Consider the following 13,846-nt stretch of genomic DNA (forward strand, 5'->3'; position numbering starts at 1 on the left):
GCCCATAGAATCAGCGCAAAAGTCGGGGTGGTCCTGTGCGTGCGATCGCGCGTGCCGTCGGGACGCCTCCCAAGAGACGCATCAAACGTTACTGCTACCCAAGGAGACCGCCATGTCGGCCGTACCAGAGCAAGTCCTGGGCGCCACGCGCGCCAGCGACGTCGATCCCCAGGAAACCAAGGAATGGCTGGAGGCGCTGCAAGGCGTCATCGGCGCGGAAGGCCCGCAGCGCGCGGCATTCCTCCTTGACAAGCAGATCGAGTACGCACGCATCAATGGCGTGACCTCGCCGCTGCATGCAGAAACCCCTTATATCAATACGATCCCGGTGGAGAACCAGGACCGCATTCCCGGCGACCAGGAAATCGAGCACCGCATCCGCTCGTACACGCGCTGGAACGCCATGGCGATGGTCCTGCGCGCCAACAAGGACACCAACGTCGGCGGTCACATCTCGTCGTTTGCCTCGGCTGCCACGCTGTACGACGTCGGGTACAACCACTTCTGGCACGCCCCGTCGGACAAGCACGGCGGCGACCTGGTCTTCGTGCAGGGCCACTCTGCGCCGGGGGTGTACTCGCGCGCTTTCCTGCTGGGCCGTCTGAGCGAGGAACAACTCGACAGCTTCCGTCAGGAAGTCGACGGCAAGGGCATCTCGTCGTATCCGCATCCGTGGCTGATGCCGGATTTCTGGCAGTTCCCGACCGTGTCGATGGGCTTGGGTCCGATCATGGCGATCTACCAGGCGCGCTTCACCAAGTACCTGGCTAGCCGTGGCCTGATCCAGAACTGGGAAAACCGCAAGGTCTGGGCCTTCCTGGGCGATGGCGAAACCGACGAGCCAGAGTCGCTGGGCGCGATCGGCATGGCCGGCCGTGAAAAGCTGGACAACCTCGTCTTTGTGATCAACTGCAACCTGCAGCGCCTGGACGGCCCGGTGCGCGGTAACGGCAAGATCATTCAAGAGCTGGAATCGGAATTCCGCGGCGCGGGTTGGAACGTCATCAAGGTCATCTGGGGCAGTCGCTGGGATCAACTGCTCGCCCGCGACACCAAGGGCCTGTTGATGAGCCGCATGATGGAATGCGTGGACGGCGAATACCAGACCTTCAAGTCCAAGAACGGCGCCTACGTGCGTGAGTTCTTCTTCAACACGCCCGAACTCAAGGCGATGGTGGCCGACTGGTCCGACGCCGACATCTGGGCGCTGAACCGCGGCGGTCATGATCCGCACAAGATCTTCGCGGCGTTCAAGGCGGCGACCGAGCACAAGGGCCAGCCGACGGTCATTCTGGCTAAGACCATCAAGGGTTACGGCATGGGCGAGGCTGGCGAGGCGATGAATATCGCCCACCAGCAGAAGAAGATGCCGGTGGACGCCATCCGCAAGCTGCGCGATCGCTTCAACATCCCGGTTGCCGACGATCAGCTCGAGCACGTTCCGTACGTCAAGTTCGAAGAAGGCTCGAAGGAACTCGAATACATGCGCAAGGCGCGCATGGACCTGGGCGGCTACCTGCCGGCCCGTCGCCAGAAGGCCGACCCGCTGCAGATTCCGGCGCTGGCCGCGTTCGACGCATTGCTCAAGGCCACCGGCGAAGGCCGTGAAGTGTCCACGACGATGGCGTTCGTGCGCATTCTGAACATCCTGCTGAAGGACAAGAACATCGGTAAGCACGTCGTGCCCATCGTGCCCGATGAGTCGCGCACGTTCGGCATGGAAGGCCTGTTCCGCCAGGTTGGTATCTGGAACCAGGAAGGCCAGAAGTACGTGCCGCAGGATCACGACCAACTGATGTTCTACAAGGAATCGCAGACGGGTCAGGTGCTGCAGGAAGGCATCAACGAAGCCGGCGCCATGTGCGACTGGATTGCCGCCGCCACGTCGTATTCGACGCATGGCGTGGCGATGATCCCGTTCTACATCTACTACTCGATGTTCGGCATCCAGCGTATCGGCGACCTCTGCTGGGCCGCTGGCGACATGCGCTCGCGCGGCTTCCTGCTGGGCGGCACCGCAGGCCGTACCACGCTGAACGGCGAAGGCCTGCAGCACGAAGACGGCCACTCGCACGTGTACCACGCTGCTATCCCGAACTGCATTTCGTATGACCCGACCTTCCAGTACGAACTGGCGGTGGTGATGCAAGACGGCCTGCGTCGCATGTATGTGGAGCAAGAAGACGTCTATTACTACCTGACGGTGATGAACGAAAACTACGAGCACCCCGAAATGCCGGCGGGTGTCGAGGCGGACATCATCAAGGGGATGTATCAGTTCAAGAAGGGCGTCGAGAACAGCAACGCACCGCGCGTGCAACTTCTGGGCTCGGGCACGATCTTCCGTGAGGTGATTGCTGCGGCCGAGCTGCTGAAGAAGGACTGGGGCGTCGAATCCGACCTGTGGGGCTGCCCGAGCTTTACCGAGCTGGCCCGCGAAGGCAACGCCACCGCGCGCTGGAACCTGCTCAACCCGACGGCTCCGCAACGCGAGTCGCACGTCGAGAAGCTGCTCAAGAACGCACGCGGTCCGGTCATCGCATCGACCGACTATGTTCGTACCTTCGCCGAGCAGATCCGCGCCTTTGTGCCGCGTCGCTACGTGGTGCTGGGCACCGACGGCTTCGGCCGCTCGGATACCCGCGAGAAGCTGCGTCACTTCTTCGAGGTGGACCGCTACTGGGTGACGGTCGCGTCGCTCAAGGCGCTCGCCGACGAAGGCGTGCTGCCGCGCGAAAAGGTGGCCGAGGCACTGAAGAAGTACAACCTCGATCCGAACAAGCCCAACCCGATGACCGTATAACGGAGCCGCCGGGCGCGCGGGTTGCGTCCCGGCCGGGCACCGCCCCGACAGACTTTCGCCTAGTGTATTTGCGTGCACGATGCGGTAGCCTGCCGGGCAGCGCGTGTCTACCGCCGGACGCGCTCGCCGCCAGACCTCTGGAGACAGAAGAATGAGTCAAGTCGTAGAAATCAAGGTGCCGGACATCGGCGACTACAAAGACGTCCCGGTGATCGAAGTGCTGGTCAAGGCGGGCGATACCGTCAACGCCGAGGATTCGCTGGTCACGCTGGAGTCGGACAAGGCGACCATGGACGTGCCCTCGCCCAAGAGCGGCGTCGTCAAGGAAGTGAAGATCAAGGTGGGCGACACCGTGTCGGAAGGCTCGCTGGTGCTGCTGCTCGAAGAGCAGGGCGCCGCCGCCGCGCCGGCCCCTGCGCCGCAAGCTGCACCCGCACCGGCTCCGGTCGCTGCTGCACCGGCGCCCGCGCCCATAGCACAAGCCCCGGCCCCTGCGCCGGCTGCCGCAGGTGGCGGCACCGTTGAAGTGAAGGTGCCGGACATTGGCGACTACACCGACGTGCCGGTCATCGAGATCAGCGTGAAGGTGGGCGACAAGGTGGAAGCCGAGCAGTCGCTGATCACGCTCGAGTCGGACAAGGCCACGATGGATGTGCCTTCGCCGGCCGCTGGTGTCGTCAAGGAAATCCGCGTGAAGGTTGGCGATGCCGTATCGCAAGGCACGCTGATCGTCGTGCTGGAAGGTGCTGGCGGCGCTGCTGCTGCACCGGCACCTGCACAGGCTCCAGCCCCGGCCCCGGTTGCCGCTGCACCGAGCCCGGCCCCGGCGGCTGCGCCCGCAGCTGCTCCGGCCGCAGCGCCCGCTACGTACACCGCCGATACGGTTGGTACGGTGGGCAAGGCCGCGCACGCCAGCCCGTCGGTGCGCAAGTACGCGCGTGAGCTGGGCGTGGACGTCCACCTCGTTGGCGGCACGGGCCCGAAAAACCGCATCACGCAGGAAGACGTGCAGCGCTACGTCAAGGGCGTGATGAGTGGCCAGGCCGCGGCGCCTGGCAAGGCTGCGGCGGGTGCGCCGGCCGGTGGTGGCGAGCTGAACCTGCTGCCGTGGCCGAAGGTCGACTTCACCAAGTTCGGCCCGATCGATCCGAAGCCGCTGTCGCGCATCAAGAAGATTTCGGGTGCAAACCTGCACCGCAACTGGGTCATGATCCCGCACGTCACCAACAACGACGAAGCGGACATCACCGAGCTGGAAGCCTTCCGCGTGCAGATGAACAAGGACCACGAAAAGGCCGGCGTGAAGTTCACGATGCTGGCGTTCGTGATCAAGGCAGTCGTTGGTGCGCTCAAAAAATTCCCGACCTTCAACGCGAGCCTGGACGGCGACAACCTCGTCTTCAAGCAGTATTTCCACATCGGCTTTGCGGCCGATACGCCCAACGGGCTGGTGGTGCCGGTGATTCGCGATGCGGACAAGAAGGGCCTGATCGACATCGCCAAGGAAATGGCGGACCTGTCGAAGGCTGCCCGCGAAGGCAAGCTCAAGCCGGACCAGATGCAGGGCGGCTGCTTCTCGATCTCTTCGCTGGGTGGTATTGGCGGCACGAACTTCACGCCGATCATCAACGCACCGGAAGTGGCGATCCTGGGCCTGTCGCGCGGCTATCAGAAGCCGGTTTGGGACGGCAAGCAATTCGTGCCGCGCCTGACGCTGCCACTGTCGCTGTCGTACGATCACCGCGTGATCGACGGCGCGGAGGCTGCGCGCTTCAACGCGTATCTGGCCAGCGTGCTGGCGGACTTCCGCCGCGTCAGCCTGTAAGCCCACGCGGGCTCGGCACGCATCTGGCTTCGAGCCTGTGCGTGCCGGCCCGCATGGGTTTGCAGCGGTCGGCGGACTGGTCAGTGGACTGATGGCGAGGACGACATGACGACGTGCGTGGTGGTCAAGAAAGACGGCGAAGTGGCGATTGCGGCCGATTCACTCGTGACGTTCGGCGATACGCGCCTGGCGCGCGGCTACGAGCAGAACCAGAAGATCTTCCAGGTGGGCGATTCGCTGATCGCGCTGGCGGGCACGACGGCCCACTTTCCGGTCATGCGCAGCCTGCTGACGGGGCTGGCCGACGAGTGCCGCCTCGGCACGCGCGACGACGTCTTCCGAACCTTCCTCAAGGTGCACGAAAAGCTCAAGGACGAGTATTTCGTCAACACCAAGGAAGACGATGACGACCCGTACGAGTCGTCGCAGATCACCTGCCTGATCGCCAACGCTACCGGCATCTACGGCGTCTATTCGTACCGCGAGGTGTTTTCGTTCGACCGCTTCTGGGGCATCGGTTCGGGGCGCAATTTTGCGCTGGGGGCCATGTCGGCGGTGTTCGATATGCCGGGCAAGTCGGCGGCGGACGTTGCACAGGTGGGCGTGTCCGCAGGCGTGGAGTTCGACAAGAGTTCGGGCGGTCCGATCGAAGTGCACACAGTCCGTCTGCAGGATTGAAAAGCGTCAGCGGGCCCGGGCGATGCCGGGTGCCGACGACAAGAACAAGGAGTCAGGAATGAGCGTGGTGGAAATCAAGGTGCCGGACATCGGCGATTTCGATGCGGTGGAAGTCATCGAAGTGCTGATCAAGGCGGGCGATACCGTGGCGCCCGAGCAGTCGCTGATCGTGCTGGAATCCGACAAGGCCAGCATGGAAGTGCCGTCGGATGTGGCCGGCAAGATCGTCGACGTGAAGGTCAAGGTGGGCGACAAGGTCAGCAAGGGCATGGTGATCGCGACTGCGGAAGCCGGCGCTGCTGCTCCGGCGCCTGCTCAAGCTCCGGCTCCCGCCGCAGCGCCTGCTGCCGCTCCGGCAGCATCGGCCCCCGCACCGCAAGCGGCCAAGCACGCCGGCGGCGCTGACATCGAATGCGACATGCTCGTCCTCGGCTCCGGCCCGGGCGGTTACTCGGCAGCCTTCCGCAGCGCCGATCTGGGCATGAACACCGTGCTGGTCGAGCGTTTCTCCACGCTGGGCGGTGTCTGCCTGAACGTGGGCTGCATCCCGTCGAAGGCGCTGCTGCACACGGCCGCCGTGATGGACGAAGTCAAGGCCATGGCTGCACACGGCATTGTCTACGGCGAGCCCACGGTTGATATCAACCAACTGCGCAAGCACAAGGAGTCCGTCATCGGCAAGCTGACCGGCGGGCTGGCCGGCATGGCCAAGGCGCGCAAGGTGCAAGTCGTGCGCGGCGTCGGTACGTTCCTCGATCCGAACCATCTGGAAGTCCAGCTGACCGATGGCGCCGGCAAAGCGGCCACCGGTGAGAAGAAGGTCATCCGCTTCGCCAAGGCGATCATCGCTGCAGGTAGCGAGGCCGTGAAGCTGCCGTTCATCCCCGAAGATCCGCGCATCGTCGATTCGACCGGCGCGCTGGAGCTGCGCGAGGTGCCGGCCAAGATGCTGGTTATCGGCGGCGGCATCATCGGCCTGGAAATGGCCACGGTGTACAGCACGCTGGGCACCCGCATCGACGTGGTGGAAATGCTTGACGGCCTGATGCAGGGCGCCGACCGCGACCTCGTCAAGGTGTGGGACAAGATGAACAAGAACCGCTTCGACAAGGTCATGCTCAAGACCAAGACGGTCGGGGTGGAAGCCAAACCGGACGGCATCTACGTCAAGTTCGAAGGCGAAGCCGCACCGGCCGAGCCGCAGCGCTATGACATGGTGCTGGTGGCCGTGGGCCGCGCGCCAAACGGCAAGCGCATCGGCGCGGAAAAGGCCGGCGTGGCCGTGACCGACCGCGGCTTCATCGACGTGGACAAGCAGCAGCGCACGAATGTGCCGCACATCTTTGCGATCGGCGACATCGTCGGGCAGCCGATGCTGGCACACAAGGCCGTGCACGAGGGCCATGTGGCGGCCGAGGCCGCACATGGCGAGAAGGCGTATTTCGATGCCAAGCAGATTCCGTCGGTCGCCTATACCGATCCGGAAGTGGCCTGGGCAGGCCTGACCGAAGACCAGTGCAAGGCACAGGGCATCAAGTATGGCAAGGGCGTCTTCCCGTGGGCTGCGTCGGGCCGCGCAATTGCCAACGGCCGCGACGAGGGCTTCACCAAGCTCATCTTCGACGAGGAAACCCACCGCATCATCGGTGGCGGCATCGTCGGCACGCATGCGGGCGATCTTATCGGCGAGGTTTGCCTGGCCATCGAGATGGGCGCGGATGCTGTGGATATCGGCAAGACCATCCACCCGCACCCGACGTTGGGTGAGTCGGTGGGTATGGCTGCAGAAATCTATGAGGGCGTTTGCACGGACGTACCGCCGGCTCGCAAGCGTTGAACTGCAATTAACCGCCAGGCACGTACGGCAATCTACGTGTTAGGTTTGCAAAGAAGAGGGGCAGTCCTGGTGGACCGCCCCTTCTTCTTTATTAGGCGTCAGTGTGAAGGCAGCGATCCTTAGTCTTGATGTCGAGGCTGCGTGGAACGTCGATGCTTCTTCAGCAAGCGCAGGGCAGCGGTGAGACGACGCCAAGCCAGATGCATCAACCCGTGCCGATGCTCACGCCACAAGGCGAGGCGAGCCTGCAGCGCCTGCCATGCTGGCGTTGCCCGAAGCGCGGCCACCATGCGGCCCTTCCAGGCCAGGAAGGCGCTTTCCCAGCGGACATACCAGGCAAGCGTGTGCAGTTGAGGGCGTACGACGTAGTAGATGCGTGCACCGAGTGCCGTGCTGACGACCTTCGCCAGGATCAGCACCAGCGTGCCGGCAATGAACTTGCCGCGTGCGAGGACGTAGACAGCAGCCAACTTGAACGGCAGCAGTACCAGCATCGGCAGGATGAACACACTCAGTGCCTCGACGGGCTCAAGCAGGGCGAGCCTGCGTTCCACAATTTTGACCCAGGGATGCGCCGCCAGTCGGGCTGTCGCCCGCAGCATGACATTCCAGATCCACTCTTCAAACAGCAAGATCAGCGCGGCCACCGCAATCAGGGCGCGCTTTGCCAGGGACTCGCGGGACATTTGCGTGAAGAAGAAGCGGTAAGCCGCAATGTTGAATGGAGTGTCAGGCAGGCACAAAAGTTCGCAGTTTGAAGGTGTCGGGGCCGGCGAGCACACACAAAAAACCCGGCCGGAGCCGGGTTAAAGGTACCCACTGATCACCACTGAGGACAGGTTTTCGTGGCGGTACCGAGGAGACAACTTGACGAACACGCTGCAATGGACCGCCCGGCCAACGTTTCGGTTCCGCGCAAATGCGCGCAAACCGTGCGTTTGGAGGGTTGACTCAGGCGCGACGGCCAGAATGAAAAGAGCCTCCCGAAGGAGGCTCTTCTAACTGCAGTGCAACCGAGAGCGACTTAGGCGGCCGTTGCCGACTTCTTGCTCGTGGCAGCGCGCGCTTGGGCCGAAGCTTGGGCGGTTGCCTTGCTGGCAGCGTTGGCGGCAGCGTGGAAGTTGCTTTCGGCCAGTTCCACAGCTTGCTTGGTAGCCTTCTGCACCGAGTCGTAGGCGTTGTTGGCGGCGGACAGAGCCGACTTCACCAGTGCGACGGCAGACTCCGAGCCCGCCGGGGCATTCTTCGACACATTGTCGACCAGCGCTTGCAGCTTGCGGCTGTTTTCGGCGATCTGCGATTCGGCGGCCTTGCTGAACTCGCTCTGCGTGTCCGAAGCGATTTCATAAAGGTGGCGGCTGTAAGCCAGAACCTTCTCGGCCAGCGGCTGGACGGCAGCGGTCTGCACCGACAGGAATTCTTGGGCATCCTTAGCGGACAGCGCCTTCTTGGCGTGTTCGACGTTCTCGGCCAAGGTGGCCTTGACGACTTGCAGGTTCAGTTCAACCAGCTTTTCGACGCCTTCAAAAGCCTTGTTGGTCAGGCCGAAAAACGTTTCGAGGTTGGCCTTGTGCGCCGCAGCGATCTGTTCCTGGGTCAGCATGTTGTCTCTCCAATTGAAGGTGGACGGGGAATCAAATTCAAAATTTAGATCGCCCAGATGAATAAAGCGTGACGCTTAGCGTCCAGCCTTCCAGGCGACATCGCGATCGAGTAGGGATGGTGCGTCGCAACAATTCCATTCTTGTTGAACGCCAGACCGCTGTCAAGCGTGATTTGTGCATTGCACAAAAATAAGGATTCGCCGATTTTTCGTGCGCACGAATTGCGCGACGAATCGTTTGGCGTGATCTTTTGTGGCCAAAAAGTGCGGACATGTAGCGCTTGCAGCCGGGCTTGCAGACAATCGGCGAGCGAATTCCACTCCAAGAACACATGGCGGCAGCGTAGGTTAGGATGCGCTCGGCTGCCAATTATTGTTGCTTTGCGATTCTTCGTTCACATGCGGGCGTTCTATACCGATCATTTTGTTTTGCCGCTGCCGTCAGGCCACCGCTTCCCCATGCGTAAATACAGTGACTTGCGGGCCCGGGTCCTGTCGGATGTTCCACAGGTCGCGCTCTGCGAGGCGCCACGCGCGGATGACGAGGCACTTCTGCTGGCCCATGCGCCAGGCTATGTCGAGGCGGTGAGCAGCGGCGAGCTGGACCTGGCGCGCCAACGTGAGATCGGCTTTCCGTGGTCACCCGAAATGGTGGAACGCAGTCGCCGTTCGGCCGGCGCCACAATGGCGGCATGCGAGGCCGCGATGGCTGACGGTATCGCCGCCAATCTCGCAGGCGGAACCCACCATGCCTATGCAGACAAAGGTGGCGGTTTCTGCGTTTTCAACGACGCCGCAATTGCCGCGCGCTGGATGCAACATCGGTCGGGCAGGGCGCCGGCGGATTTTGCGGTCGCGATCATTGATCTCGATGTCCATCAGGGCAACGGTACGGCGTCGATCCTGCGAGACGATCCGTCGATCTTCACGCTATCCGTGCATGGCGAGAAGAATTATCCCTTCCGTAAAGAAGCCTCAGACCTGGACATCGGCCTGCACGACGGCTGCGGGGATGAGGATTACCTGCAGGCCCTGACGGGCGCGCTGGATATTCTGGCAGGGCGCTTCAAGCCGCAACTGATCATTTATCTGGCGGGCGCCGATCCGCACGAGGGCGATCGGCTCGGCCGGCTCAAGCTGACCATGCGCGGCTTGGCCCAGCGGGATCAGGAAGTATTCGATTTTGCATACCAGCGGCGGATTCCGATTGCCGTTACCATGGCGGGCGGCTACGGCAACAACATCGACGACACGGTGGCCGTGCATGCGCAAACTATCGCGCTGGCTGCCCGACACGCTCAGCGCTGGGCAGCCCGAGCAGCCACGCCGATCCTTCATCTGCCTTCCGCATGACCCAAGCGTATTCCGTTGCGCCCTCGCCGGCGCGCGAGTCCCTGTTCGTCGCCGCGATGCCATGGTTGTTCGTGCTGATCTGGAGCACGGGTTTCATCGTGGCCAAGTACGGCATGCCGTACGCCGAGCCGATCACCTTCCTGTTCTTCCGCTTTGTCGGTGTGCTGGTCTGCCTGCTGCCGCTGGTGTGGCTGGCGTGCGTGCCGCTGCCGCGCCTTGTGGGAACGGAGCGGACCGATTGGGCGGTTGTCGGTCACATTGCCGTGGCCGGCGTGCTGATGCAGTGGGGCTATCTCGTCGGGGTCTGGGCCGCGGTCAAGCTGGGTATGCCTGCTGGGATGACTGCGTTGATCGTCGGCATGCAACCGATCCTGACTGCGCTCTATGTTTCGATGCGTGGCGAGCGCGTATCGCGCCGGCAATGGATGGGTCTGTTTTGCGGCATTCTTGGCGTGGGCCTCGTGGTGGCCAACAAGTTGCATCTGGCGGGCGTGGGTGTCACGACGCTTGCGCTGTGTGTGGGTGCGCTGCTGTCGATCACCACGGGCACGCTGTACCAGAAGCGCTATTGCCCGATGTTCGACCTGCGCATGGGTGCGTGTATCCAGTTCGGCGCGTCGGCGCTGCTGTGCCTGCCATTCATGTTCCTGTTTGAGACGCGTGAGGTCCACTGGACGGCGCAGATGATCGGTTCGCTCGTGTGGTCAGTGCTGGCGCTGTCGATCGGGGCGATTTCCCTGCTGTTCGTGCTGATCCGAAAAGGTGCGGCGACCAAGGTGACGTCGCTCCTGTACCTGACCCCGCCGACGACGGCCGTCATGGCGTGGGCGCTGTTTGGCGAGCGCTTTCCACCGCTGGCCGCGCTGGGTATGGTGATTGCGGCATGCGGCGTAGCCCTTGTCATCCGCAGGTGATCGGCAGCGAGTGGTTGGCGTATCCTCACCACTTTCTCCAGCCATTCGCCCGCAGCCCATGAGCACGCCCCGTCAGACGCGCGACGACTATCGCCACTTTCAGACCATCACCACGCGCTGGATGGACAACGACGTCTACGGCCACGTCAACAACGTTGTCTATTACAGCTATTTCGACACCGTCGTGAATACCTACCTGATCGAGCGGGGCGTACTCGATCCGCAGCACAGCGACACCATCGGTCTGGTCATTGAGACCCAATGCAACTACTTTGCGTCGCTGTCGTTTCCTGCGCCCGTGGTTGCGGGCCTGCGTGTGGCACGCCTGGGTACTACCAGCGTGCGCTATGAGGTGGGACTGTTCCGTGCCGATGCGCACGAGGCCGCCGCGCAGGGACATTTCGTGCATGTCTATGTGGATCGTGACACGCGCCGCCCTGTGCCGTTGCCGCAAGCATTGCGCGCGGTGCTCGAACCGCTCGTCACGAGCATTGTCGCCTGAGTCATCTGTCTTGCCATGAAAGACCGACATCCCAGTCCCGCCGACATCGCGCTTGTCGACCGGGCCATTACTTCTCGTCGCTCCGTTCGCGCGTTCCTGCCGCAGCCTGTGGCGCGCGAGGATATCGAGGCGGTCTTGGACGTGGCGCGGCATGCGCCGTCAGGCAGCAATACCCAGCCGTGGAAGGTCTACGTCCTGACGGGGGAATCGAAGGCGCGCCTGTCGGACTCCGTGCTGGCTGCGTATGACCATCCGGAGGCCGATACCCTGCATCGCGAGGAATATCCGTACTACCCGCGGGCATGGGTCGATCCCTATCAGAGCCGACGTCGCAAAGTCGGCTGGGATCTTTATGGCCTGCTTGGCATTGGCCGGACCGAGAAGGAGCGCATGCGCGCGCAGCACGCTCGCAACTTTCGCTTTTTCGACGCACCAGCCGGACTCATTTTCACGATTGATCGCGTGATGGAGCAGGGCAGCTGGCTCGATTACGGTATGTTCCTCGAAGCCCTGATGGTGGCAGCGCGGGCGCGTGGTCTGGATACCTGCCCCCAGGCTGCGTTCACCCAGTTTCATCGCGTCATCAAGGAACAGCTCGCGCTGCCGGACGAGGAAATGGTCGTGTGCGGCATGTCGATGGGCTATGCGGATCCTGCCGCGGTCGAGAACACGCTGGTGACCGAACGTGCGCCCGTCTCCGACTTCACCCGGTTTCTCGACTGAGTGTCGCGATTACGCAGCGAATCGCGCACTTCCTCGCGCAAAGCCAGAATTACCGCGGAAAAGAGGTCGAATTGTGTCAACAGAGCGGGCCGATGGACCGTTAGACTGCGCCATGTGGCTCGCATCTGCGCCGGTGCGTTTGGCGCCGATGGCAGTGCGGCTGCGACGACGCTAGTTGGCTGTTACAGGCAGCCTGCTCTGTGCTGCGGTTATGTGATGCATAAATAACTTTTGTCGGGCGTTTCATCGTGTCCGAGATGTGCGCGGCGTCGAAATGATGACCGAATGATAAGGCTCTATAGGTCGAACTTTAAGGCTGTGAGCTAAGTCCTTCATCTTGCTAAGAATTTTGTTTTTACCTACACTTGCGCCATCTCACGCGCGGGTGATCGAATCATGTCACGGTCTGTTTCCTCATTTTTTCGGCGTTTCGGTCTCGTTTCGCTGATGACGGTCGCGCTCGCTGCCGCTTCCGTCGCCACCGCCCACGCGGCGACTTCCACCAAGAAATCCACCGCGTCCAAGACCGCGAAGACGAAAGGCAAGACCGTCAGCAGCCGTAAGGCCAGCGCCAAGGTTGCCGCTGCGAGTACCGATTCGGCTGCGTCCGCCAAGGTCCGCAAGGTCGTCATCGTAAAAGGCAAGCGCCGGGTCATCATGGTCGAGCGCGGAGCGCGGCCAGTGCGCGCGTCGTTCGTGCCGGCTGCCCCGACCCTCGGTGAGGCCATGGGCCTGAGGTCCACGCCGGATGCGTTGGCATTGCGTTCCTCTGTCGCGCTGGTGATGGATCAGAACACCGGTGAAGTGCTGTTCCAGAAAAATTCATCGGCCGTGCTGCCGATCGCTTCGATCACCAAGCTGATGACTGCGCTGGTCGTGACCGATGCGCATCAGCCGATGGACGAGCTGCTCGAGATCACCGAGGACGATCGCGATTACGAACGCAACACCGGATCGCGCCTGCGTTATGGCACGATGCTCACGCGTGAAGACCTGCTCCTGCTGGCCCTGATGTCCTCGGAAAACCGGGCGGCTTCCGCACTTGGCCGTAACTACCCGGGCGGTCGCCCGGCATTCGTGGCTGCCATGAACCGCAAGGCGCGCGAGCTGGGCATGAATGACACGCACTATGTCGATTCGAACGGCCTGTCCAGCAGCAATGTCTCGAGCGCGCAGGATCTCGCCAAAATCGTGATGGCTGCCTACAAGGTGCCCATCATCCGTCAGTTCACGACTACCCCCGAGCACACCGTCAACGCGAACGGTCGCACCCTCCATTACGTCAATACCAACCGCCTGGTGCGGGGTGGCGAGTGGGACATTGGTCTGCAGAAGACCGGCTTCATCAACGAGGCCGGGCGCTGCCTGGTGATGCAGGCCAACGTACACGGTCGCAATGTGGTGATGGTGTTCCTCGATTCGGCGGGTAACCTGACGCGCTTTGCCGATGCCACGCGCGTGCGCAACTGGCTGGAACATAATCCGCATATCGAGGCAGCGACGCAGGCAGCGGCGCCGCTGCGTAACGTGCCGGTCACGAATCGGCCGGCGACCGTTCTGGCTTCGGAGCAGCCCGGGGCCTGAGCCACAGCACACGCTCTGCCAACA

Annotated in this window: 11 protein-coding genes; 9 read left to right on the top strand and 2 right to left on the bottom strand. The window is 62.6% G+C overall.

Annotation, left to right across the window (positions count from 1 at the left end; genetic code table 11):
- The first annotated feature begins 112 nt into the window (after positions 1–112).
- The 4 genes from aceE to lpdA all read left to right on the top strand — a co-directional run bounded on the left by aceE (position 113) and on the right by lpdA (position 7,143).
- Positions 113–2,803 (top strand): pyruvate dehydrogenase (acetyl-transferring), homodimeric type, encoded by a 2,691-nt coding sequence (gene aceE, locus R2N03_RS05065; protein WP_316655803.1) that lies wholly within the window; start codon positions 113–115, stop codon positions 2,801–2,803.
- Positions 2,804–2,954: 151 nt separating this feature from the next.
- Positions 2,955–4,628 carry a dihydrolipoyllysine-residue acetyltransferase gene (aceF, locus tag R2N03_RS05070; protein WP_316655805.1) on the top strand — a complete coding sequence of 558 codons (1,674 nt, stop codon included), beginning with the start codon at positions 2,955–2,957 and terminating at the stop codon, positions 4,626–4,628.
- A gap of 105 nt (positions 4,629–4,733) precedes the next feature.
- Positions 4,734–5,306 carry an Ntn hydrolase family protein gene (locus tag R2N03_RS05075; protein WP_009240789.1) on the top strand — a complete coding sequence of 191 codons (573 nt, stop codon included), beginning with the start codon at positions 4,734–4,736 and terminating at the stop codon, positions 5,304–5,306.
- 58 nt (positions 5,307–5,364) lie between these two features.
- Positions 5,365–7,143: a dihydrolipoyl dehydrogenase gene (gene lpdA / locus R2N03_RS05080; protein ID WP_316655810.1), complete on the top strand. Its 1,779-nt coding sequence runs from the start codon at positions 5,365–5,367 to the stop codon at positions 7,141–7,143.
- A gap of 119 nt (positions 7,144–7,262) precedes the next feature.
- On the opposite strand, the gene R2N03_RS05085 is transcribed toward lpdA, so the two are convergent.
- Entirely contained in the window at positions 7,263–7,829 is a 567-nt protein-coding gene (locus R2N03_RS05085) for an alpha-amylase family protein (RefSeq protein ID WP_316655812.1), read from the bottom strand.
- 338 nt (positions 7,830–8,167) lie between these two features.
- Positions 8,168–8,746: a phasin family protein gene (locus R2N03_RS05090; protein ID WP_316655814.1), complete on the bottom strand. Its 579-nt coding sequence runs from the start codon at positions 8,744–8,746 to the stop codon at positions 8,168–8,170.
- A 399-nt stretch (positions 8,747–9,145) separates the two neighbouring features.
- Here R2N03_RS05090 and R2N03_RS05095 point away from each other — a divergent pair, with 399 nt between their 5' ends.
- The 5 genes from R2N03_RS05095 to pbpG all read left to right on the top strand — a co-directional run bounded on the left by R2N03_RS05095 (position 9,146) and on the right by pbpG (position 13,822).
- Positions 9,146–10,099 carry a histone deacetylase family protein gene (locus R2N03_RS05095; protein ID WP_316655816.1) on the top strand — a complete coding sequence of 318 codons (954 nt, stop codon included), beginning with the start codon at positions 9,146–9,148 and terminating at the stop codon, positions 10,097–10,099.
- A complete protein-coding gene (locus R2N03_RS05100; RefSeq protein WP_316655818.1) occupies positions 10,096–11,013 on the top strand; it encodes a DMT family transporter in 918 nt (305 codons plus the stop codon). The genes R2N03_RS05095 and R2N03_RS05100 overlap by 4 nt, the downstream gene beginning before the upstream one ends.
- A 58-nt stretch (positions 11,014–11,071) precedes the next feature.
- Entirely contained in the window at positions 11,072–11,515 is a 444-nt protein-coding gene (locus tag R2N03_RS05105; protein ID WP_316655820.1) for an acyl-CoA thioesterase, read from the top strand.
- A gap of 15 nt (positions 11,516–11,530) precedes the next feature.
- Positions 11,531–12,238 carry a nitroreductase gene (locus R2N03_RS05110; protein ID WP_316655822.1) on the top strand — a complete coding sequence of 236 codons (708 nt, stop codon included), beginning with the start codon at positions 11,531–11,533 and terminating at the stop codon, positions 12,236–12,238.
- 396 nt (positions 12,239–12,634) lie between these two features.
- The gene (gene pbpG / locus R2N03_RS05115) at positions 12,635–13,822 is read left to right on the top strand and encodes a D-alanyl-D-alanine endopeptidase (protein WP_316655824.1); all 1,188 of its coding nucleotides are present in this window, start codon (positions 12,635–12,637) and stop codon (positions 13,820–13,822) included.
- The last annotated feature ends 24 nt before the right edge of the window (positions 13,823–13,846 follow it).

The sequence above is a fragment of the Ralstonia condita genome (genome assembly GCF_958405655.1).
GTDB lineage: Bacteria > Pseudomonadota > Gammaproteobacteria > Burkholderiales > Burkholderiaceae > Ralstonia > Ralstonia condita.

What these genes read in the sequence shown, in the direction of transcription:
- aceE (WP_316655803.1), top strand. Translation starts at nt 113, where the DNA reads ATGTCGGCCGTACCAGAGCAAGTCCTGGGCGCCACGCGCGCCAGCGAC.
- aceF (WP_316655805.1), top strand. Translation starts at nt 2,955, where the DNA reads ATGAGTCAAGTCGTAGAAATCAAGGTGCCGGACATCGGCGACTACAAA.
- R2N03_RS05075 (WP_009240789.1), top strand. Translation starts at nt 4,734, where the DNA reads ATGACGACGTGCGTGGTGGTCAAGAAAGACGGCGAAGTGGCGATTGCG.
- lpdA (WP_316655810.1), top strand. Translation starts at nt 5,365, where the DNA reads ATGAGCGTGGTGGAAATCAAGGTGCCGGACATCGGCGATTTCGATGCG.
- R2N03_RS05085 (WP_316655812.1), bottom strand. Translation starts at nt 7,829, where the DNA reads ATGTCCCGCGAGTCCCTGGCAAAGCGCGCCCTGATTGCGGTGGCCGCG.
- R2N03_RS05090 (WP_316655814.1), bottom strand. Translation starts at nt 8,746, where the DNA reads ATGCTGACCCAGGAACAGATCGCTGCGGCGCACAAGGCCAACCTCGAA.
- R2N03_RS05095 (WP_316655816.1), top strand. Translation starts at nt 9,146, where the DNA reads ATGCGGGCGTTCTATACCGATCATTTTGTTTTGCCGCTGCCGTCAGGC.
- R2N03_RS05100 (WP_316655818.1), top strand. Translation starts at nt 10,096, where the DNA reads ATGACCCAAGCGTATTCCGTTGCGCCCTCGCCGGCGCGCGAGTCCCTG.
- R2N03_RS05105 (WP_316655820.1), top strand. Translation starts at nt 11,072, where the DNA reads ATGAGCACGCCCCGTCAGACGCGCGACGACTATCGCCACTTTCAGACC.
- R2N03_RS05110 (WP_316655822.1), top strand. Translation starts at nt 11,531, where the DNA reads ATGAAAGACCGACATCCCAGTCCCGCCGACATCGCGCTTGTCGACCGG.
- pbpG (WP_316655824.1), top strand. Translation starts at nt 12,635, where the DNA reads ATGTCACGGTCTGTTTCCTCATTTTTTCGGCGTTTCGGTCTCGTTTCG.